This window comes from Pontiella agarivorans (assembly GCF_034531395.1).
In the GTDB taxonomy this organism is placed as follows: Bacteria; Verrucomicrobiota; Kiritimatiellia; order Kiritimatiellales; family Pontiellaceae; genus Pontiella; species Pontiella agarivorans.
Window position 1 is genome coordinate 1123725 of sequence record NZ_JARVCO010000010.1, and the last position, 20696, is coordinate 1144420.

The 20696-nt window shown below is 51.0% G+C and carries 17 protein-coding genes; 7 read left to right on the top strand and 10 right to left on the bottom strand.

Annotated features, from left to right (window positions below):
- Positions 1 to 251: 251 nt before the first annotated feature.
- The 4 genes from P9H32_RS12155 to P9H32_RS12170 all read right to left on the bottom strand — a co-directional run bounded on the left by P9H32_RS12155 (position 252) and on the right by P9H32_RS12170 (position 6007).
- Positions 252 to 608 (bottom strand): type II secretion system protein, encoded by a 357-nt coding sequence (locus tag P9H32_RS12155; protein WP_322609166.1) that lies wholly within the window; start codon positions 606 to 608, stop codon positions 252 to 254.
- Between the two features lie 1024 nt (positions 609 to 1632).
- Positions 1633 to 3015, bottom strand: coding sequence for a sigma-54-dependent transcriptional regulator (locus P9H32_RS12160; RefSeq protein ID WP_322609167.1), 1383 nt, complete (start codon positions 3013 to 3015; stop codon positions 1633 to 1635).
- A 185-nt stretch (positions 3016 to 3200) separates the two neighbouring features.
- Positions 3201 to 4292: a type II secretion system F family protein gene (locus P9H32_RS12165; RefSeq protein ID WP_322609168.1), complete on the bottom strand. Its 1092-nt coding sequence runs from the start codon at positions 4290 to 4292 to the stop codon at positions 3201 to 3203.
- Between the two features lie 11 nt (positions 4293 to 4303).
- Positions 4304 to 6007, bottom strand: coding sequence for a GspE/PulE family protein (locus tag P9H32_RS12170; protein WP_322609169.1), 1704 nt, complete (start codon positions 6005 to 6007; stop codon positions 4304 to 4306).
- A 222-nt stretch (positions 6008 to 6229) separates the two neighbouring features.
- On the opposite strand from P9H32_RS12170, the gene P9H32_RS12175 reads away from it, so the two are divergent.
- Positions 6230 to 7075 carry a GspE/PulE/PilB domain-containing protein gene (locus tag P9H32_RS12175; RefSeq protein ID WP_322609170.1) on the top strand — a complete coding sequence of 282 codons (846 nt, stop codon included), beginning with the start codon at positions 6230 to 6232 and terminating at the stop codon, positions 7073 to 7075.
- Here the strand turns inward: P9H32_RS12175 and P9H32_RS12180 are convergent.
- The gene (locus P9H32_RS12180; RefSeq protein ID WP_322609171.1) at positions 7072 to 7590 is read right to left on the bottom strand and encodes a general secretion pathway protein GspB; all 519 of its coding nucleotides are present in this window, start codon (positions 7588 to 7590) and stop codon (positions 7072 to 7074) included. The genes P9H32_RS12175 and P9H32_RS12180 overlap by 4 nt on opposite strands.
- 209 nt (positions 7591 to 7799) lie before the next feature.
- On the opposite strand from P9H32_RS12180, the gene pilM reads away from it, so the two are divergent.
- From pilM to P9H32_RS12205, 5 genes are read left to right on the top strand one after another with little or no spacing between them, the layout of a single operon-like run.
- On the top strand, positions 7800 to 8810 hold the full coding sequence (gene pilM, locus P9H32_RS12185; protein ID WP_322609172.1) for a pilus assembly protein PilM: 1011 nt from the start codon (positions 7800 to 7802) through the stop codon (positions 8808 to 8810).
- Position 8811: 1 nt separating this feature from the next.
- Positions 8812 to 9438 (top strand): hypothetical protein, encoded by a 627-nt coding sequence (locus P9H32_RS12190; protein ID WP_322609173.1) that lies wholly within the window; start codon positions 8812 to 8814, stop codon positions 9436 to 9438.
- Positions 9435 to 11159 carry a hypothetical protein gene (locus P9H32_RS12195; RefSeq protein WP_322609174.1) on the top strand — a complete coding sequence of 575 codons (1725 nt, stop codon included), beginning with the start codon at positions 9435 to 9437 and terminating at the stop codon, positions 11157 to 11159. The genes P9H32_RS12190 and P9H32_RS12195 overlap by 4 nt, the downstream gene beginning before the upstream one ends.
- A complete protein-coding gene (locus P9H32_RS12200) occupies positions 11146 to 11601 on the top strand; it encodes a hypothetical protein (protein ID WP_322609175.1) in 456 nt (151 codons plus the stop codon). Before P9H32_RS12195 ends, P9H32_RS12200 begins: the two co-directional genes overlap by 14 nt.
- 24 nt (positions 11602 to 11625) lie before the next feature.
- A complete protein-coding gene (locus P9H32_RS12205; RefSeq protein WP_322609176.1) occupies positions 11626 to 13368 on the top strand; it encodes a type II secretion system protein GspD in 1743 nt (580 codons plus the stop codon).
- Between the two features lie 436 nt (positions 13369 to 13804).
- Here P9H32_RS12205 and P9H32_RS12210 read toward each other — a convergent pair whose 3' ends face one another.
- From P9H32_RS12210 to P9H32_RS12220, 3 genes are all read right to left on the bottom strand, one after another.
- A complete protein-coding gene (locus tag P9H32_RS12210) occupies positions 13805 to 14413 on the bottom strand; it encodes an RNA polymerase sigma factor (protein WP_322609177.1) in 609 nt (202 codons plus the stop codon).
- A 1-nt stretch (position 14414) separates the two neighbouring features.
- Entirely contained in the window at positions 14415 to 16625 is a 2211-nt protein-coding gene (locus P9H32_RS12215) for a protein kinase domain-containing protein (protein ID WP_322609178.1), read from the bottom strand.
- 518 nt (positions 16626 to 17143) lie between these two features.
- Positions 17144 to 18382, bottom strand: coding sequence for an alginate export family protein (locus tag P9H32_RS12220; protein ID WP_322609179.1), 1239 nt, complete (start codon positions 18380 to 18382; stop codon positions 17144 to 17146).
- A 102-nt stretch (positions 18383 to 18484) separates the two neighbouring features.
- On the opposite strand from P9H32_RS12220, the gene P9H32_RS12225 reads away from it, so the two are divergent.
- Entirely contained in the window at positions 18485 to 18793 is a 309-nt protein-coding gene (locus P9H32_RS12225; RefSeq protein ID WP_322609180.1) for a nitrous oxide-stimulated promoter family protein, read from the top strand.
- On the opposite strand, the gene P9H32_RS12230 is transcribed toward P9H32_RS12225, so the two are convergent.
- Together P9H32_RS12230 and P9H32_RS12235 are read right to left on the bottom strand one after the other, a co-directional pair.
- Entirely contained in the window at positions 18769 to 19731 is a 963-nt protein-coding gene (locus tag P9H32_RS12230) for a hypothetical protein (protein WP_322609181.1), read from the bottom strand. The two genes, P9H32_RS12225 and P9H32_RS12230, sit on opposite strands and share 25 nt — an antisense overlap.
- Before the next feature lie 2 nt (positions 19732 to 19733).
- Positions 19734 to 20696, bottom strand: coding sequence for a hypothetical protein (locus P9H32_RS12235; RefSeq protein ID WP_322609182.1), 963 nt, complete (start codon positions 20694 to 20696; stop codon positions 19734 to 19736).

Consider the following 20696-nt stretch of genomic DNA (forward strand, 5'->3'; position numbering starts at 1 on the left):
AAATAACGAAATAATAGGACTGACACCTTTTTTTACGCGTACAGAGAGAGTTGGGCAAAATAAATAACGAAATAATAGGACTGACACCTTTTTGGACTGACACCTTTTACGAAATAATAGGACTGACACCTTTTAGACACCTTTTACCTTTTATGCCTTATGCTCTTTCAGGGCTGACACCTTTCTACGAAATAAGAAAGCCCCCGCATTCAGCGGAGGCCATCAGTTTAAAACGTTATATGACTATGAGCTTAGAAGATATTGTCATACAGTTCTGCTGCCAGAGCTCCTGGCGTGTCGGTTCCGGCAGCGGCAACATCTTTCACAGGCTCTGCACCGACCTGCAGTCCGTCTGTGCCGTTTTTGATGTAGTTAATATAATCATCTTGATCAACATCAGAAGCATTATTTGCGATGCCATTTTCCATGTAATACTGTTCAACAGCACCGATCACAAGACGGGCATTATTGATTGCACTCTTTTGTAGCGTGGTGGCACGCGCTTTCTGGAAGGACGGGATGCCGATGGCTGCGAGGAGGCCGATGATGGCGACTACGATCATGATTTCGACGAGGGTGAAACCCTGTTTTTTCATTGTTTTCTTCATTTTGTTTTTCTCCATTTATTTATGATTCAATATTTTTAATTTCAGCTGCCTGATCTGAGCTCACCTCATTTTTTCTGTGTCAGACGGAATCTATATAGCGGATGTCGTGCCAACTTTTTGCTGCGCGAAAAGAAGAGGGGGCTTCCGAGCGGAATGAATGGATTGAACCCCTTTAAATAAAGGGTGGAATATTAAACGGGATGATTCGGAATTCTTTTTTAGGAATAGATGGTCTCACGAAATGATTCTGAAAAATGAGCAGATAAGGGGGGAATCCGGTTTGCAGATACTGGAACCCGGCTGAACTGATACTATTTACTAAAACATCCCGGTCTTAACGGCAGCGTTATTCCGCGCAGAGCGCGCGGAGCCATTTATGACTGAATTTATCTGCGTCCTCAGCGCCTCTGCGAGGGATCAAATTTATATCGGATAGTTTTAACGTTTGGTATGAGATAGCGTTTATGCACTTTGATTCTGACGTCTGCGTCGGCCGGAGCCAATGCGGCGGTTGCATGTTGTGAAAGTGGAAAAGGCCTGTGATGGAGAGAGCGTGAGCGCGTTGGTGCAAGGGTTCGTGGTCCAGTTTGTCCTGTTGTGCGGTCAATATAATGAAGCGGCATGTCATCGCCAAAGTAAACGAACATAAGGTTCATGCCGGAATTTAAGAGCCGTTGAATGTGCTTCATGTCCGGGAGTGCAGGCGAGCCGCCTGCGGTACTGTCCGTTTTCGGCGGGTTCCCGGGTTGGTGCTGCAGCGTTGTATCGCAGGCCGCCGGCCTGCCCCGTAAAGCGGACGGGTTATGCTTACTTTTCTATTTTGGAGTGCAGGCGAGCCGCCTGCGGTACGATTGCGGTATTGTCCGTTTTCGAGAGATTCCCGCAATCACCAAAACGGTTGGTGGTGCAGCGTTGTATTGCCAGCCTGCTTTATTCCGTGGAAAGAACCCGGAGGATGTGTGTTATAAAAAACGCGCTTTCCGGTATGAAAAGCGCGTGTTGTGTGTGCGGTGAAAAGGATCTATCAGCTGTCCTGCTCTTCTTCCGGCAGTTTGCGGTAGAGGGTAGCGAGGCTGATGTCGAGTTCCTTGGCTGCGGCGACTTTATCACCGCCCATGGTATCAATAACCGTTTTCAGATATTCTTTTTCTTTGGCGCGCAGGAAGGCTTTGAGGGATTTCCCTTTTTCAAATCCCCCGGTCAGTGCTGCTTTTTGCTGCGCGGCGGGATTTTCCTCGTAGGAGACAATGAGTTTTGAGGGCAGGGTCTCCTTGGTGATTTTTCCGTCGTGAAGGAAGGTCAGGCAATGCTGGATCACGTTCTGCAGTTCGCGGACGTTGCCAGGCCAGCTGTAGCTTTGGAGAATGCCGAGTACGGTATTGTCCATGGCGGGGAATTCTTCCCCGGGTTCCAGTTCATGACTGATGAAATGCTGGGCCAGCGGAAGTACATCCTCCGGGCGTGTTTTCAGTGGGGGAATATCAATGGAAATGACGCTGAGGCGGTAAAACAGGTCTTCGCGGAAGGTGCCTTCTTTTACCATGTTTTCCAGATTGCGGTTTGATGCGGCCAGAATGCGGACATCGACATCGAATTCTTCGGTTCCACCCACTTTTCGGATTTTCTTGTTCTGGATGGCACGGAGCAGCTTGGACTGCAGGCTGTGTGGGATGGAGTTGATTTCGTCGAGGAAGAGGGTGCCTCCCCGGGCTGCCTCAAACAGGCCTTTTTTGTCAGCATTGGCTCCGGTGAATGCCCCTCTGGTATGGCCGAAGAGTTCGGATTCAATCAGAGTCTCGGGCAGTGCGGCACAGTTAACGGGAAGGAAAGGCCCTTCAGAACGGGCGCTGAAACTGTGAACAGCTTCGGCGACCAGCTCTTTGCCGGTTCCGCTTTCCCCGGAGATCATGATGGTGGTTTTGGTGGGGGCAACGCGTTTGATCATTTCGCATACATTGATCATCTGTTCGCTCTCGGCGACAATGTTGCCGAAATATTTTTTGGCTTCGATGTGTCCGTCGCCGCCGATCTGTTCGGAGAGCGATTTCTGGTATTCCAGCGCTCGTTTTACCGTTTCGAGCAGTTCATCGATTTTGAAGGGTTTGGGGATGTAGTCGAAGGCTCCTTCCTTCATGGCTTCAACCGCCGTGGCCACTGTGGCGTAGGCGGTCAGCATAATTGCGCCGACATGGGGGCGAAGCTGACGGGTGCGCTTGAGCAGTTGCATGCCATCGACCGGTTCCATTTTTATGTCGGAAATCAGGAGATCAAACTGCTCGGATTTAAGGAGTTTTTCAGCCACGCCACCATGTTCGGCCAGCTGCACTTCGTACCCCTTGGAAAGAAGGATTTTGTTCAACAAACTTAAAATCGTCGGATCATCATCCGCAATAAGAATTTTGGCCATAGTACAACCTCTCCCTAAATGTGTTCAGTTGTTCTATATAACCCTTATTTTTATTCGGTGAGCAAGCCTAATGATGAATAGAAGACTTGATGGGGTACACGGATGACGAGGGGGCTGAAAATAAAAACGCCGGCGGACATTTTTACGTCGACCGGCGTTTGCGGGGGAGGAGGAGGTCGGCGGTTTTACATGACCACTTCACTCATTTTGAAGATGGGAAGGAACATGGCCACCACGATGGTGCCGATGATGCCCCCGATGAAAACCATGAGCAGCGGTTCAATCATGGATGTGAGACCCGATACCATGGTCTCCACCTCGCTGTCATAAAACTCTGAGACTTTATCCATCATTTCATCCACCTGACCGGTTTTTTCTCCGGCGGACAACATATGAACGAGCATGCGGGGGTAGAATTTATTGGGTTCCAGAGCCGCGGAGAGCGGTTGTCCTTCTTCGACGGTTTTTTTTGCGTCGAGCAGGGAATCGCCAATGACCCGGTTTCCGGTGGCCAGACCGACGATTTCCAGCGATTCCATGATTTGGACGCCACTATGCAGGAGCTGAGAAAAGGTGGATGCAAAGCGGCTGATGGCGACCTTGGTTGCCAGTTCTCCAAGGATTGGAAAGCGCAATTTCATTTCGTCGATTTTGTAATGGCCCCGATCTGTTTTATAGACGTATTTAAACCCGTAAATGAGTCCGCACAGTACAGCCAGCGCAATATACCAGTAGGTGGTGAGCAGATTGCTGAAATCGAGCAGTTTCTGTGTGAGCCACGGAAGTTGCCCGCCGAAATCGGAGAACATTTCCGCGAAGACGGGGACAACAAACATGATCAGTGCGGTGGCGAGACCGATAGCCACCACCATGACGACGCTCGGGTACATCATGGCGGATTTAACCTTGGCTCGCAGTTTGTTACTGGCCTCAAGAAAGTCGGCAACACGGGCGCAGACATCCGGCAGAATACCGGCGACCTCGCCGGCGCGCATCATGCTGATATACAGCTCATCGAAAATGCTTGGATAGAAGACGAGTGCTTCGGAATACATGGACCCGCCTTCCACCCGTGCGCGGATGCCCTGAATGACCGGTCTGAAGTTCTTGTTGACCGTTTGCTGCTCCATGGCGGCGAGGGTTTGCACCAACGGCATGCCGGCGGAAAGCATGGCCGCGACCTGCCGGGTGAAGACCGAGAGTTCCTTGAGTCTGATTTTACGCGCCCCCCGCACGACCGGGAGGCTGCCCTGTGCTTTATTCAGATTTTTAGGCATGGAGTATTTCCTTAGTGTTCACTGGTTACGCGCATAATTTCTTCAATGGAGGTGAGTCCTTCACGGACACGATCCAGACCGGCTTCGCGCAACGTGCGCATGCCGTTTTCGACGCCGATCCGTTTAATCGCGTCGGCTTCGGAGTTGGTGAGAATGGTGTTGCGGAGGATATCGTCGATGAGCAGAATTTCCATGACGCCGCCGCGGCCTTTATAACCGATATTGTTGCATTTCGGGCAGCCGATACGTTCGTAGAACTGTACATCCTGCATGGTGGCGGGATCGATGCGGTTGCGCTTTAGGGTTTCAGTGGGGATATCCATTGGCTTTTTGCATACCGGGCAGAGTTTGCGGTACAGACGTTGGGCCTGGGTCAGCAGGAGCGATGAGGCCAGCATGAACGGCTCGATTCCCATATCCACCAAACGCGCAATGGCCCCGGCGGCATCATTTGTATGCAGGGTGCTGAGTACCATATGACCGGTAAGTGCCGCTTCAACGGCGATGGTGGCGGTCTCTTTATCGCGAATTTCCCCGACCATGACCACATCCGGGTCCTGACGCAGAATAGAACGAAGAGCCGAGGCAAAGGTTAATCCCACAGCGGGATTGATCTGCACCTGATTGATGCCTTCAAGCTGGTACTCCACCGGGTTTTCCGTGGTGATGATGTTGGTTCCGGTGTCATTGAGTTCCTGCAGGGCGGAGTAGAGGGTGGTGGTTTTTCCTGAACCGGTCGGGCCCGTAACGAGAATCATTCCGTACGGCTGTGCCAGTGCATACTCAAAGTTATCGAGCGAAAGCTGATCGAGATTCAGTGCTTCCAGACTCGGGACGAGGGCGCTTTTGTCGAGAATACGCATTACTATCTTTTCACCGTGAACGGTGGGTAGAATGCTCATGCGGATGTCAACTTCTTTGCCCAGGGCCTTGATTTTGAAGCGGCCGTCCTGCGGAATCCGCCGTTCGGCGATATCGAGTTGCGACATGATTTTCAGGCGCGAAATGATTGCGTTCTGGAGGTTTTTCGGCGGACTGGATGATTCATAGAGTACCCCATCGACGCGGTTGCGCAGCCGGACCGTTTTTTCCATCGGTTCAATATGAATGTCTGATGCGCCTTTCCGGAGCGCTTCAATAAGAATTGAATTCACAATGCGGATAACCGGAGCTTCGTCGGCATCGGCAGCGGCATCATCGAGACTTTCTCCCTCTAGACCATCCAGGCCAAGTTCAACGGCTCCTTCATCGACCATATCCTTCAGGAGGTCGTCCAGTCCCTGTTCCGGTTTTTTATCAACACTTTCCAGAAGCATTTCGATTTCGTTGCTGAGCGCCACCACAGGGATAAGTTCACACTGTGTTGAAATGGTAATGGTATCGCGTCCGATCAGGTCAAACGGATCGGCCATGGCAACGGTCAGCAAGTTGCCTGTTTTGGCTATGGGAAGGGCACGTAGATCCTGCCAGCGATGTTTATCCATTAGTTCGAGCAGGTCATGATCCAGTGTGAATCGGCTCAGGCTGATGGGGCGCAGATCCATGTATTCTGCAGTAGCCATGACCAGATCGGTCTCTGAAACGACGCCGTGTTTAACCAGCAGCTGCTCGAGTGGAACGTTGCTGTCTTGGGCCTCCTGTTCTGTAGCGGCAAAGACTTCCGGAGGAATCGGCCGCAGTGCCTTGAGACAATCTATAATATTTTTTGAATTCATGTTCCCATCCCGTAATTTTCCCTAACTGGCGGCAATATAAGCATTCAGCGTGCCGACCGCTGAAAAAAGCGGCGGTCAGCTATAAGATTTTTTTGAATTTTATTCCGGGGGTGTAAAAAACAAACGGAGGTAATTTGGGGTGATGCGGTGCTAAACAGGTGTTGTCCGTTATTTGGCGTGTATCCTGCTATTATCGCGGTTGGTTTTTTAACGGGAGAAAAGATGATGTCTGAAACATATGAAAATCTGGCGGACAGTATTGCCATGCTTGAGCAGATCCTTGAGGTGATGCCTCAGGATATTGATGCGCTGAAGACGCTCTATAATGCCAATCTTCAGAGTGGACTGGCCGATAAAGCCTTCGATTATCTGGGGCGTCTGGTGGATGTGGCAGCCAGCAACGGAGATCCTGATCTGTTCGCCTATCTGCAGTATGAACTGCCGCGGTTTGAGGAGTCGCACTCATCGGAAGCTGCGGCACAGCAGTCGCGTCTGAAAACGCTGATGGGGGTTCATAAAATCAACGAGGGAATTATCAGAGACCGGAAAGCTCTGGCCGACGAACGTGAGCGTTCGCGGGGGGCTGCTGGTGACATAGATGTGACGGAAGAGCTGACGCTGGCCTGGCGGCTCTATGAAGAGGATCAGCTCTCGCAGGAAGAGTACTCGGCCGTGTTGCACGATCTTACCGAGATTTCTCAGAAGGATCTGGAGGTTCCGGCTACAGTATTGCATGTGCTGAGCGATCGTGGATTTCTCAATGTTTCACGGATTCTGGCCTATATGGCTGAGCGCTCCGGATCTCCGTTCATTAAGTTGACGAATTTTGAACTCCCGGAAGATGCGGGTGATTTGTTGCCTATAGCGTATGCCGCACGGGAAGGGGCTATCGCTTTCGGAACAGTTGGGGACTGTTTGCAGGTGGCGGTGCTGAATCCGTTCAACGGTAAACTGCTCGACCGGATTGAAAAAGAGTGTGGACGAAAATGCCACTCTTTTCTTGTGGAGGCTGCAGACTATGATCATACGCTGGAAAAGTTGCGCTCGTATGAAAAGGCGGCCGATTAATTGTGAACGTCCACGATGAGGCTGTTGGTTTCTCCTGAAAATTCAACCAGAACATCGTGCTCGCGGATTTCAATTATTTTGACTTTGCCGTTGATGATCTGACCGGGCTGATACTGATGGCCGTTGATGATGGCGAAAGCGCCACTGCCGTCCGGTCGCCTGCCGTGGCCGGTCAGACTGAGTTTCGGCCAGCGTATGTTGCCGTCCGTTTTTCCGAAGAGCGAAAAACTGCTTCCGTTGCCTGTTTCTGCGTCATCCGGAGGGGTGGTGGAGTGGGCGGTGAGTGTCTTAAGAAAAGACAATGCTTGTCCGGTCTCGCCTGGTATGGCCGGTTTTTCGGTGACTGAAGAGCCGGTCGATTCGTTTTGCTGCAGGGTGGCATAGTAAATCATCATAACCGCAGTGAGCATAAGTACTGCAATCATAAGCACCATGGTAATCACCATCACTGCCGGTCTGACGGGGCGCTTCTCGCCGGCAACGCGTTCGTCGGGTGTGGATAGTCCGCTGCTCATATTGCTCACAATCTGACCTCTGTTGGTTGCCGTTGCTATAAAAAGATAATGCTTAATATCATTGGTAAATCAAACTCTTATTAGCAAGAGGTAAATTGTGGGATGGTTTTGGTATAGATACTGCTTTTCTGTTCAGTATGTCAGGTCGGGGAGGCGCTGAGCAGGGGTTGTTCAGGCCACCGGATGACAAGTGGAAGGAACCAGTAGACATGTTGAAAAAAATATTCAGCAAGGACCGCGAAGCATCGCGGTTTTCCGATTTGATCGGAGTTGATTTTTCTACGACCGCCACAAAGGTGGTCAGGCTGAAGAAGGGGCAGGAAGGACTTACGCTGATCGGGATGGATCTGCTGCCCGCCGTTAAGATTGCAGGTCTGGAGTCTTCGCGGCTGCCGCTGCCGCGGAATCTGACAACGAACTACAGCTGCCTCTCCTATACGGGAGACCGGGCGGTGGTTAGGATGTTCAGTGCGCATATCAACGAGGACCAGGATCGACCGGATGATCAGAAAATCCGTGCTCAACTGAATGTGGCCGACGATTTCCGCGTTTCGGTTCAGTTGATCAAACGCGGGCGGGGTCGACAGGATTCAACATTTCTGGCGGCGGCGATTCCGGAAGCTGATGCTGAGCAAATGCTTGGGATATTTTCGTCCGGACCTCCGGCACCGGCCTCGTTAGAAATTGCCGGCCTTTCCTTCATCAACGCCTTTCTACATGCAAAAGGGAAGGAGTGCGAGGAAGCAACCGTGTGTCTTCTGGAAACCGGAGAAACCATCAGTTATTTTGCTTTTCTGACGAATGGCGCAATTACACTGGTGGGGAAGCTTCCGTTCGGAGCCAAGCAACTTCGCGAGCAGGTGGCCGAAGATCTTGGCCTGGAGGAAGAGCTGGCTGCGTCCATTCTCGATGATGCCTCCATCAATATTTCATCTTCGGTTGCAGCTGCCATTGGGCCCCAGATGAAACAGCTTTCCATCTCAAAAGATTTTATCGAACGTCATCAGGGCAGCCGGATCTCCAGAGTTTATCTTTCCGGCGGGCTCAGTCTGCTGGGCAGTTGGGGGGCGGAGGTCGGCAGGCTTCTTCATGCCAAGGTCGAGGTCTGGAATCCTCTGGAGAATATCCAATTCGATCCCAACCTGATCGATAGCACGGTGGTACAGCAGTCAACACGTTTTGCGGCGGCAATTGGTGCTGCGATCGGGGGGATAGAATAAAATGAAATATCCACGTGTAAACCTGATCAAAAAAAACGAGCAGCGTTACCAGGGCATCGTCAGCCGTAATTTTATTCTGCTTATCGGCATTGGAACGCCGTTGATTATCATCGCCCTCATTGCCGTCACTTTGCTTATGCAACATTTAAGTGTACAGTCACAGCTTGCATCAAGCAAAGCGGTCTGGGAAACATTCGAACCGAGAATTAAAGCATTCCGGAAAGAAAAGGCCGGCTTGATAACCACCGGAAAAATCATGGGACTTTTTGAAGGGTGGGAGCAATCACAAACCTCCATCGTTGATCTCATGGATGATGTTCAGGTATGCGTGCCTTCGAATGTTCAGTTCTCCCGGATGTCGATTCTTTCAGGCAAAAAATCAACGATTTTCAAAAATGCAGATGAGCTAAAACTGCATTACAGCCTCACGATTGACGGGGTAGCGGTTGGTGAGCAGGCTGAGAGCCAGGTTCTTCTGTTACAGCGCCAGTTGCAGGCCAGCCATCCGGTATCTTCCGTCTTTGATTCGCTGAAGCTGGCTTCAATGCGGAATAAGCTCAGGTCCGATAACACAGCCATGAGTGAATTTCGTCTTATTGCAACAGCCGGGGAAGGAGTGACGAAATGAATATCGACTTTTCTAACCTGAGCAAGGAGCAGAAGCAGTACCTATTACTGGGTATTTTCGGTATCGCCGCAGTGGGATATGGTCTGTTTATCGGACTATCCAAGGTGGGCGGTTCGCTCTCCGACACAAAAAATGAACTGGAAGATCTGAATGCGAAGATCGACAGGACAGAGCGGGAGCTGGGGCAACGGTCAAAAACACTCCGTGATTTTGAGCAGACCATCACCGTGCTCGAAAGTCACTTGGACAATCTTCCTCCAGAAGAAAACTATTACGCCTGGGCAACGGAAATTATTTATTCAAAAGGTCGAAGTGCCGGACTGCAGGTAGAGTCGGTTGATGAAGTCGTCACGGACTCTTCCACGGCTAAAAATATGAAGGATCCGGTCTACTTTGAAACCTATTCACTACGTATACTTGCACGTGGGGATTATGCGGCAACTAAGGCCTTCATCAACGATATTGAAAAGAATCATCCGTTGGTGCGATTTACCGGTATTGATATTAGCCGGGGCAGGGATCCTGAAAAGCATGCTGTTCAGCTATCCGTTCAATGGCCGCATAAACTGCAGCGTATAGCCGATCTATGGAAGGGTCAGCGTCGGAGTCCGGTTTCTGTGATTGCAGCGAAAGAACTCCGGCCGGAGCCGGTTTCTGCGCCCGTTCAGGCTGCCGTTCCGGTGCGAACTGTGGCTGAGGCGGAAGCGGAGCTGGGAGAGGTCGGCGGGCTAAAAGAGGCTGCAAATCCGCCGCCGGACTATACTCCTCCGGCTCCTGTTGTCTTGCGCAGAAAAACTGAACCCGAGGTAAAACCGGCCCCCGAACCGGACTCTGAAACGGTCGTGCCGAGCGTGACCCAAATGGAACCGAAAGAGGTTTCCGCCCCGGTGATTGTGAAAGCGGAATCGGAAGCGGTTCCGGCACTGGAGCCTGAAACGGTCGTGCCGAGCGTGACCCAAATGGAACCGAAAGAGGTTTCCGCCCCGGTGATTGTGAAAGCGGAATCGGAAGCGGTTCCGGCACTGGAGCCTGAAACAGCCGAGCCGAGCGTGACCCAAATGGAACCGAAAGAGGTTTCCGCCCCGGTGATTGTGAAAGCGGAACCGGAAGCGGTTCCTGCACTGGAGCCTGAAACAGTCGTGCCGAGCGTGACCCATATGGAACCGAAAGAGGTTTCCGTACCGGTAATTGTAAAAAACGAACTGGGACCAGGTCCGAATATGGCCGAGATCGATTCAAGGCCGGAGAACGATATCGCATCGTCCCCATCACCGGAGCCGGAAGTTGATGCGGGTGTAATGGTTGATCTTCGAAGTGCTACCGATAGGCTCGAATCGGGCAAGGCAGATGCGCAAAAGGAAAACCCTGCGGTTGATGACCAAATGGCGACATTACTGGCCTCGTTGGATTCGCGTGGAACAAAACCTGAAGAGGTCCCTGTTTTTATCGGTCCTGCTATGCCATCCGATGCCGAGGATTTGAAGAATTACGTCAATCAGCTAGCCGTTCAGTCCGAGTCCGCCGAAGCAGAAGAAAACGTGCAGCAAGAGACTGTCGTTGCTGAAATCCCGGAAGCTGCCGATCTGCCGGTCGTTTATGTGTCCAGTGGAAAAAGTGCCAGAATACTGGAAGACCTTTTAATGAGGGATGAACCCAAAGCTAGTAAAACGCTGGGTTCCTTCCTTGATGACATCGTGGAGGATATCAATGAAAGCCGTTAATAAATTCCGTAGGAGGAGGCGTATCGACCATCGCCTGATTCCAATGGTTGGAATTCTACTGCTGTGGGGGTTCAATGCAGCTGCGCAAACCAGGGCAATCAGTGGCACGAATGATGCTCCTGTATCTGTGTCCGCATCTGAGCGGGATCCATTCTGGCCGGTTGGTTATGTGCCGGAACGATTGATTAAAGCAACAGAGAAGCAAACGGCACCGGTGAAAAAGGTGCTGACAGGGAATAAGGATTGGAGCGGGGCAATGAAGAAAGTTGCCATAAACGGAGTGAGCAGCAGGAGCGATCACTACTTCGCCATTGTTAATGGCGAGCTCAAGAGTGTCGGGGATACGTTCAGTGTTGAACACAACGGAACCACCTACACCTGGGCTGTTGCAAGCATCAAGCCGCCGGGATCGGTAAGACTACGCAGAGTATCAGCACTGTAATTTAAAAACAGGAAGGTGAAGAACATGAAGAACTACAAAGCAATGGGTATGGGGAGTGTTTTGGCAGCGGTCGTAATGACTGGTTCCTTTTCCTACGCTCAACAGGAAAAAGTGGCGGACGAAGATCTGCTGAATATGCTAGAAACGGTTAATACTGCAGAAGTGCAGGAGGCGACCGGGGTTGAAGAGGCCGTTGCGGCATCCGACACCGATCTTATGAAGGTTCAGGTGGGAGAAACGAACGAAGTCGTGGATGCCATGACGGTGGGGGATCTGAGCGATGCCGATGCGATAACTGAAGGGAATCTGATTTCTGTACGTCTCAATAAAGTCGGCCTCGAAGAAGCCATTAATCTCTTCGCCCAGCTTTCGGGCGCAAATATTATTGTTCCGGAACTCGCGGAAGCTGCACAGATTTCCGTGAACCTCAGAGATGTCGAGTGGCGTCCTGCCCTTCAATCGATTCTCGATACCTATAATTATGAGCTTTACCAGCGCGTATCCGGATCGAACGTGTATAGCGTACGTCGTCGGCCGGCAGGTGCTCCGGAGCCGCAAGTGGTTGAAACTTTTCAGCTGAAATATGCCACCGTTCCGAATGCTGCAAAACTGATTCGTGAACTGCTTCCGCCGGAAGCAAAAATCTCCGAATTCGCATCGCGTAATATGATGGTGATTAAGTCCACGGAATCGAGCCTAAGCGAAGTTCGTGCTGTACTTGATGCCATCGATAAAGTCCGTCAGCAGGTCTATATCGAATCTAAATTTATGGAACTTACAGATGATGCCCAGAAGGATCTGGGAATCAATTGGAAATCATTGGAATCGTACGCGGCCGGTATGAACGTCGGTTCGGCAGCCTATGGTTATGAGAATGCCAGCGGAAGCTCTTCGGAAAACCTGTGGAATGATATTACCGGCGGATCGGCCAAGTTTGCCGGAAACGGTGAATACACTATTCTGACCAGCGTGCTGGATGCTGATGAGTTTGCCATGACCCTCAGTGCCCTGGAGCAGAACAAAGGGGTGAACATTGTTTCCAACCCGAAGATTATCGTGGCGAATGAAGAATTGGCTAACATTTCCATTGTCCGCAAAGAGCCGAATCTCAAGCAGGAGCGTGAGCAGCAGCTGAATGATCAGCCGGCTACCACGATCTATACAATGGATCCGGATATGCCCTGGTTTGAATACGGTATTAAACTGGATGTGACTCCATCGATAAATACAAGCAGTAACATCACGGTGCAGATTCAGCCTTCTCTCACCCGTAAGTATGCTGATAAGGAAGCTGGAGATAACACCTACCCGATCATCGATGAGAAAACGATCGATACCGTGTTCAATCTGGCCAGCGGTGAAACCGCAGCCATTGGCGGTCTGACGGAAATTACCGAGGGCGAAGAAGAGCGTAAGGTTCCGGTCCTTGGAAGTATTCCGATGATCGGCCGCCTGTTCTCATGGAAGCAGACGGTGACCGGTCAGGATGAGACGGTTATTTTTGTCACGGTTGGTCTGGCGAATACCGAACAGCTCAAAGAGGGCAACATCGATATGCCGGGCGATGCCGAATTGGCCCGTCGTCAGGTGATCCTTGACGAGAACAAACGTAAACTTCGTGATCATGGCCGTGAGTACTTTGAAATCCAGGAACAGGAAAAACTGGATGACATGCTGAACGTCTTGGATGCTGAAGAAACGAAACGTATTGAGCGCCGCGAGATCAAGTTGCAGAAGGAAGCGGCTAAACTCCAAAAACGTGGCTGAATAGTCGAGCGTCTTATGCCGGCGGAGGGGAAGGCCGGCCCTTATCAGCAAATATTTTGCGGAGATCGCAAAACTATCTCCCTAACTTCCGGCTCTTTAAAAGGGACTCCTCCCGCCTTTTTAGAGGGTTGGAAACTTCGAAAAGCCCCGGCTTCGGCCGGGGCTTTTCTCTTTTTTAAAGGCGAAGCGGTCTGAAAGCACGAATGGCCGAGGGAAAGGCTGCGTAGATAAAAAAAGACCCGGGAGGTTAGGCCGGGTTCTTTTCGGAGTAACGGGCGGCGGTGAGTTTGGGTTCACTTTGATTACCGCTGATGCCCTGTATTGAAATTGGTTTGTCTATGTATACGAGGGCAGGCGGGGGAGTGTTACCCGGAAACGAACTTTTTTTAAAAAAATTCCAATGGTTGGAAAATGCGTCGAGAAAAGGTATTTTTTCTCAACCCAGTTCGCGGTTGAGTCGGGTGATTTCTGTTCTCATCTTTTCGAAGACTTCGGCTTTGTAAACTCGGACGCTGGCTTCGGAAATACCCAGTTTAGCAGCAATTTCTTTCGTTGGGACTTCGTCTGAAACCAGCCTAAAGACATCCCGTTTGGTGTCGTAGATGCCGCCCTTGATATTGTCCCACGCCAGATTCGTAATGTGCAGCACCCATTCTTCACGGGCAAGGTTTTCAATATCGGGAAGCACCTGCTCTTCGATCGATACATATTGCTCCTGATATTCCACAGAGTCGCGCCCGGTAATAAAATTTTTCTTGGTTCGGAAAAAATCTTTCACGGTATTACGGGTCATGGCTGCCAGCCAGTTGTGGAATTTTCCTTTGTTCTGGTTGTATTCAAAATCTTCGATTTTCTGCCAGACTTTTGTGAGTACAGCCTGGCTGATGTCCTCGGCATCATCGGCATTAATGCCCATGCGCAGAATCAGACTGAGGATGAAGGGACGATAAATGGTCTCGAATTCGAGCCACGCTTCGTGATTCTCGGTCTTTTTCAACTTTGCCAGCAGGGTGACCCGTGTTTGATATTGGTTTTCTTCACTCATATTATAGGCCGGAATAAATAATGATTACACCGCGCCGGGACAAGGATTGGATGGTGGGATCTTCGCGGAAGGCTTCGGACACCGTCAGCATTTTCAGATTGCGCAGCCAGATCAGCTGCGGGGTAATGGTGAGACCTTCGATCCGGCTGATGTCGAGTGTCCGGAGCCGGGAATATTTCAGGATATTTGAAATATTGCGGATATTAGTGCCGCTGATATCCAGTGATTGCAGCGAAGTCAGTTGATCGAGATCAAACAGATGGTTGAGCTGACTGCCGCTTAGCCGAAGTTCTACCATTCCCGGTTCTGTCAGCAGACGGAGGTCGGGGCTGCCCGTACCATTTGCATTCAACATCATAACCTGCAGGCCACAGAGCGGCGTGATATCGTCGAGATCTGGATTGCCGCCGATATCGATAATCCAGCCGCGGGACCCCGTCGGTTGCCACTGAAGATTGATTCCGCCAGCTTCCGGATTGAGGATTTCCAGTGCTTCAGCAAGGGCGGAAAAACGAGTTTCGGCCTGAAAACTGGATTTGTTCAGCTCGTAGAAAAAGCGGGGAAGCTGCTCGGCAACATTATATGCAACAAAATCTTTTACCAGTTGAGGCAGCTGTTCATCTGTCATTTCATCTAGCGTACTGTATTTCCTGGCGAGGCGGACGGAGGGCGGGTCTTTGGTGACCGCATGGCCGTGGTTACCCGAAAGGATGTTCCAGGCTTTGGAAAAGTCGCGCTGGGCAAGCAGTATTCTGCCTTTAAGAAGCCAGGCGTCTGCAAGCTCTGGATCGAAGGCCAGAGCGGTATCGAGGGATTTTTCGGCCTTTGAAAAAGCCAGGTCATTTTGCTGCTGCCGGGCCAGGTTGAGGTAATCGGGGGCCACCTGCCTTGCTGTGCTCGCAATATATTCATTTTTTTCCTGTAACCGGCCCAGCGCATCCAGGGCTACCTGCTCGCTCTGTCTGACCGACTGAAAACTGCGGGCGGTGACGGCGGCAATAACCGCCACCGTGGCGGCGACGAGGCTGACGGCCAACTTGTGCCGTTTCACGAGCAGCAGCAGGTGCGTGAGAAAGGTCGGATTTTCCGCCGTGGTTGCAAATCCTTCCTGATATTTGTGGATATCACTGATCAGGGTGGCGACATTCGGGTAGCGGTCTGCAGGATCAAGTGCCATGGCTTTCATAACAATGGCACTGAGTGCGGCTGGAATTTTTCGTTCCGGGGCGCGGGTTCCAGGCATTGGAAAATCAGCACGCACTGTTTTCTGCAATACTTCTTTAACCGTGTCGCCTTTGAAGGGGCAGTGGTAGGTCAGAATTTCATAGAGAAGGGAACCCAGCATGTAAACGTCGGTTTGGAAATCAATGTCCGATGGAACCCCCTGAGCCTGCTCCGGCGACATATAGCCCGGCGTTCCGCCTACTACATTTTTCCGCTCACGCTGTTTGGCGGACCCTTTGAGATAGCGAGTGAGGGTTTGGCCGTTTTCGAGCTCCACATCGTCCATGCTCTGCCAGGAAACCGTTTCTCCGTCATATTCATTAAGGTGTGTAATCAGTGTGGAAAGCCCCCAATCGAGTACGTGCACATCACCGAAATCGCCCACATTTATATTCGAGGGCTTCAGATCGAGGTGAATTACGCCCTTGGTATGGGCATAGTCGATGGCATTGCAGACTTTTAGAAAAATACCGAGCAGACGAGTGCGGGTATAGCGCTTTACATATTCAGCATCGTCAGAGCGCAACTGATGGAGGATATCGCCCAGCGTTTCTCCCTGTAATGCTTTCATTGTAAAATACGGATTGCCGTTTTCATCCAGAGCAATGTCATAAATTGGAATAATATTAGGGTGCTGGAGGTTTGCCGTCAGCCGGGCTTCATAGAGAAACGAATCGATATCGTCTTCGGATGCGATCTTCGAATCCTGAATCAGCGCCATGGCCACTTTGCGGGCTGTGCGATGATCGTTGACCTCCCAGATCGATTTCATGCCGCCTTCGTTCAGTTTTCTGTTGGCGGTATAGCGGTCTTCCGGTTTCTCATCCATCAGGCTGTCACGCCCGCTGGCCGAATTACGCTCCAAGTCTTCTTCAAAAAGAATTTTTTCGGTGTTGGAAAAAATAATGTCATCCGCAAAAAGGCTGGCATTCCCGATTTCCCGGCGGGGTGCTTCAGTTTTTCGGGGTGTATTATCGGCGTTGTCCATAATTGTCCAAAAGTTGGGAAAAGCTAGCACGGGCAAACGAAACGGGCAAAAAAAAAGGGAGTCGCGGGATATCCGTAACCCTGAGAGTAGGTGAACAAAATTTTTCTATTTCATACATTGCAATGTATGAAATTAATAAATACTTCCTATTAATAGGGTTAAATATACTTTCATACATTGCAATGTATGAAGATGATGGCCATTCTGAGGAACGGTAGGGGCAAAAGAAAACCCCGGGGGGTTAGGCCGGGGTAGTCGGAGTAATTTTTGAAGCAGGTGCAACGGGTTTGGGTTCACTTGAGCTGCGTGCTTCAATATAGGTTGTTGTTGGGTTCATTAATGTATACGTAGGGGGGATTCGAAGTGTTACTCCAAAGCGTTATTTTTCTTACATTTATTTTTATACGTATAAAAATCCCTTTAAAACCGATGTTTTATAGGTGGAATTTTTGTCATAAAAAATCCAGAGGCTGGAAAAACACAACCTCTGGATTTTGAGAATACTGTTTGGTGTTTTTTTAGAAGCGCAGTGTGCCGCGGATCCAGAACACGGTTTTGTCGGGGGTTGGGCTTCCGCTTTCGCCTTTCATATAAAAAGCGGCGCCGGTGAGTGCATCGAAATTTTTGCAGACTTTATATTTCACCATTGCATCAATTTCGTTGCCGAGATTTCCGGAAAAGGTCCCCGCGGGGGTGCTGGCGGCAGTGTTGAAATAGTGATAGACCGCAATCAGGTCCAGACTTTCTGATGGAGTGACGATGCCTTTCAGCCAGACGTCGACGAGTCCGAGCGGAAGGCCTGCCCCGGTACCCAGAAAAACATCGGCCCAGCCGTTGAACGCGTGTGCTGTTCCGTTCAGGGTCTGGAACTGTTCCCGGGAGGAATCGCCTCCGGAGATATATTCTGCGCCGAGTTCAATATCGGCAGCTTCGAGGTCGAGCATGCCGGAAAGGGAACCGTAGTAGGCATCTCGCTGAAAGGCGAGCATGGCATTGTGTTCGAACGATTCATTTTTACCCCAGAAACGAGCGCCGAATGTGTCGATATCCGCTGATCCGTTGTTGCGCTGCAGGTAGGCAAATGCAGAAACTCGGTTGTTTTCGCCCAGTTTGTATTCGCCGTTCATCAGGTGATACTGGCGGGTGTGGTTGATGTCACCGTCAGTGGCATTGATGCTGTCAGCGTATGCATAGAGAAGAGTCAGACTCTCTATGGAATCATTCTTAACAAGTCCGGCGTTGAAGGACTGGGCGTTGAAGCGCCAGCCGACATTGCCGATGAAACGGGCATTGTCGAGAATGATTTCCTGAGAGCCGACGCGGGCAAGGGTGTCGTATCCGGTATAAGAGAGATAGGCTTCGTGCAGTCGGAATGATTCGGGATCGGCTACGGTGTCATAGGCGGGATCCTCCGGGGAAAAATGGTCATTAATGGGGGCGACATACTGGCCCAATATTTTTCCGCCGAAGCCTTCATCATTCTGGATTTCATACGAGACACGTGTGCGGGAGAGCAGGGCATTGGCGGTTTTCAGGCCGTTTCCGGACTGATCGGCATATTCATAGCCCAGGAGCACTTCTGCAGACAGTTGGCCTTCTTTAAGTTTTTCGGCGTTGGCCCATTCGTCGAGCGAGGGCCACTCTTGGTGGCCTTTCGTCTGTTCAACTTCGGCTTTTTCCGGTTCTACAATTTTTGCGTTTTCTGCCGCATAGGCGGCGGAGGCCACAAGTGTGGCGGTCATCAACAGATGTTTCATGTGCATCCCCTTTCGTTAATTGGCATGAATCTGTATATATTTAGAAAAAGCATAGTTGAAAATTACATTGAAGCAAGGCTGATCATTGCGGGCGTAATGCTCATGAACCCTGAATTCAGAACCATAGAAGCTATGGTCCGGCTCTATTGTCGGAAAAACCATGGAAAAAACGGTTGTCCCGAGTGCCGCGCGCTGTTGGATTATGCCCGCATGCGCATTGAGAAATGTCCGTTCGGGACCGAGAAGCCGACGTGTGAAAACTGCACGGTTCATTGCTATAAATCTGAAATGCGTGAGCGTGTGAAAAAAGTGATGCGTTTTTCGGGACCGCGCATGTTGATGCATCATCCGGTGCTGGCGATACGGCATCTGATCCGGTCGAAACGTTATTCCGGAAGCCGTTCGAAATAGACTACGCCCTTTTTCGGGCACACCGTCACGGTATATCGTTCGAGCATCCGGCGTCCTGCGCGCGGCATACGTTTTTCTCCTGGGGGCAGCAACAGGGTGGGGACCTTCCGCCAGACCACGTCGCCCAGACTGACCTGCCGGGTCAGATGCACTTTCACTTCTCCCCTCGAAAAATGGAAATCTCCTGCCACATCCAGAATGACCGGGGTTGGAATCCCGCTAATGCTCCCCTCAACGGCCAGACCGCCCTCCGGTACTTTCACCATGCTGCAAATTGACATCAGTAGATCAGTATCCGGCACGTAGATGTCGGTTGAAGAAAAGCAGACTTCCCGTTTCTGGAAATCGAAATGGATGTATTCAAAGTTTTTCAGCAGGTCATAGCCGAAGACGGCATCGATGCGGGGGGCTGCGATGCCGCGCGCCAGCGGACCCAGCGAATTCATGGCCATGCGAACATAGAGCGGGGTGTTTTGTACGTCAATATAGCCCATTTTCATCACGGGAACTGCGGCGGCATAGCCCGGCACTTTTCCAGTGTTCAGATTGCCTGTATAGACCATTGGGTCACGGCGCGAGCCGAGAAAAACGGCATCAAATTTTTGGGCGGTTCCAAATTCCATCCACGAAACCGGAGAGCCGGTATCGAGCAACGCATTCATCGGATCAAATGCCGTGGTTCCGGAAACGCGGATGACGGGAATCGGACCGGTTTCAAATGCAATTGTTGCCGGTTGCTCCGGAATGATTTTTGCGGAACCGGCATACGTCGGTCCTTTTTCACCTTCCACGGTTTTGAGGCCGAACTGTTCCGCCGGCTTTGCGTGCGAGAGATAGACGTTGCGCTGCATTCGCGGCAAGACGAATTCTTCTGAAGCCGGGAGTTTTCCCGCCAGCAACAAGGCGGCGGCCAGGATTGTCTGTGGGCGGGGTACCATCGTTATTCAGGATAACGTTCAATGTACACCACACCCTGCTGCGGGCAGATGGTGATCAGGTAGTTTTCCAGCAGTCTGCGTCCTGCCCGCGGTAAAGCTCCCTGAAATGGAAAGTGCTGGGTATTGACTTTGCGCACTACCAGATCGCCGATGCTGACTTGCTTGGTTTGTGCCACCTTTTTGTCGCTGCGCGTCAGATAAAAATCGCCGGCGATATCAATGACGATTGGCGTTTTTTTTCCGTAAATGGCACCGTCTACGCAGAGGCCGTAGCCTGAAACATATTTGATCCGCGCTTTAGAGAGCAGGAGGTCTTCATGTGGCGTATAGGGATGACTTGAAGAAAAAATCACGACTTCTTTGCGCAGACTGATCTGAATGGTTTCAAACTGACTGAGAATATCCCAGCCGACGGCCATGTGAACGTCTGGCTTGAATATATTACGTGCAAACGGACCCAGCGCCCCGCGCGACATGCGTACATAGAGCGGAACCGATTCCATAAAAAGCTGATCAAAACGCAATTGGCCGATCACGGCGGCATAGGCATTTACATCGCCATCAAATTCGCCGCGATAGGGAATGTAGTCCTCATTCATGCTCATGAAGGTGGCCCCGAATTTCTCGGCGGTGGAATATTCCATTCTGGTCAGCGGAGAGCTGAAATCCAAGAGGGCGTTGCCGTTATCGCGGGCCATTTTTCCGCGGAATTTAATGACGGGAACGTGGTCGATAAAGTCCATTTCCGCCCGATGGTTCGGGTGTAGCCGAACCGAACCGCGGAAACCGATCCCTCCGGCGGCCGGGAAGGCCTGAAATCCGAAATACTGAGGGCTTTTGGTGCGCGCCAGCGCCTGTTTTTGTTCTCGTTCTGTAAGAAATTCTTCTTCGCCATACTTTTTGGTTGCGCAACCAGCGAGCAACAGGGCGGATAATACAGAGAGTGTGATCAGTTTAATTGTCAT

Bases quoted from the DNA above. Each gene is read 5' to 3' on its own strand.
- P9H32_RS12235 (WP_322609182.1), bottom strand. From the start codon at position 20,696: ATGACAATTAAACTGATCACACTCTCTGTATTATCCGCCCTGTTGCTC.
- P9H32_RS12155 (WP_322609166.1), bottom strand. From the start codon at position 608: ATGAAGAAAACAATGAAAAAACAGGGTTTCACCCTCGTCGAAATCATG.
- P9H32_RS12225 (WP_322609180.1), top strand. From the start codon at position 18,485: ATGAACCCTGAATTCAGAACCATAGAAGCTATGGTCCGGCTCTATTGT.
- P9H32_RS12195 (WP_322609174.1), top strand. From the start codon at position 9,435: ATGAATATCGACTTTTCTAACCTGAGCAAGGAGCAGAAGCAGTACCTA.
- P9H32_RS12215 (WP_322609178.1), bottom strand. From the start codon at position 16,625: ATGGACAACGCCGATAATACACCCCGAAAAACTGAAGCACCCCGCCGG.
- P9H32_RS12175 (WP_322609170.1), top strand. From the start codon at position 6,230: ATGATGTCTGAAACATATGAAAATCTGGCGGACAGTATTGCCATGCTT.
- pilM (WP_322609172.1), top strand. From the start codon at position 7,800: ATGTTGAAAAAAATATTCAGCAAGGACCGCGAAGCATCGCGGTTTTCC.
- P9H32_RS12170 (WP_322609169.1), bottom strand. From the start codon at position 6,007: ATGAATTCAAAAAATATTATAGATTGTCTCAAGGCACTGCGGCCGATT.
- P9H32_RS12160 (WP_322609167.1), bottom strand. From the start codon at position 3,015: ATGGCCAAAATTCTTATTGCGGATGATGATCCGACGATTTTAAGTTTG.
- P9H32_RS12200 (WP_322609175.1), top strand. From the start codon at position 11,146: ATGAAAGCCGTTAATAAATTCCGTAGGAGGAGGCGTATCGACCATCGC.
- P9H32_RS12190 (WP_322609173.1), top strand. From the start codon at position 8,812: ATGAAATATCCACGTGTAAACCTGATCAAAAAAAACGAGCAGCGTTAC.
- P9H32_RS12180 (WP_322609171.1), bottom strand. From the start codon at position 7,590: ATGAGCAGCGGACTATCCACACCCGACGAACGCGTTGCCGGCGAGAAG.
- P9H32_RS12210 (WP_322609177.1), bottom strand. From the start codon at position 14,413: ATGAGTGAAGAAAACCAATATCAAACACGGGTCACCCTGCTGGCAAAG.
- P9H32_RS12230 (WP_322609181.1), bottom strand. From the start codon at position 19,731: ATGGTACCCCGCCCACAGACAATCCTGGCCGCCGCCTTGTTGCTGGCG.
- P9H32_RS12220 (WP_322609179.1), bottom strand. From the start codon at position 18,382: ATGAAACATCTGTTGATGACCGCCACACTTGTGGCCTCCGCCGCCTAT.
- P9H32_RS12165 (WP_322609168.1), bottom strand. From the start codon at position 4,292: ATGCCTAAAAATCTGAATAAAGCACAGGGCAGCCTCCCGGTCGTGCGG.
- P9H32_RS12205 (WP_322609176.1), top strand. From the start codon at position 11,626: ATGAAGAACTACAAAGCAATGGGTATGGGGAGTGTTTTGGCAGCGGTC.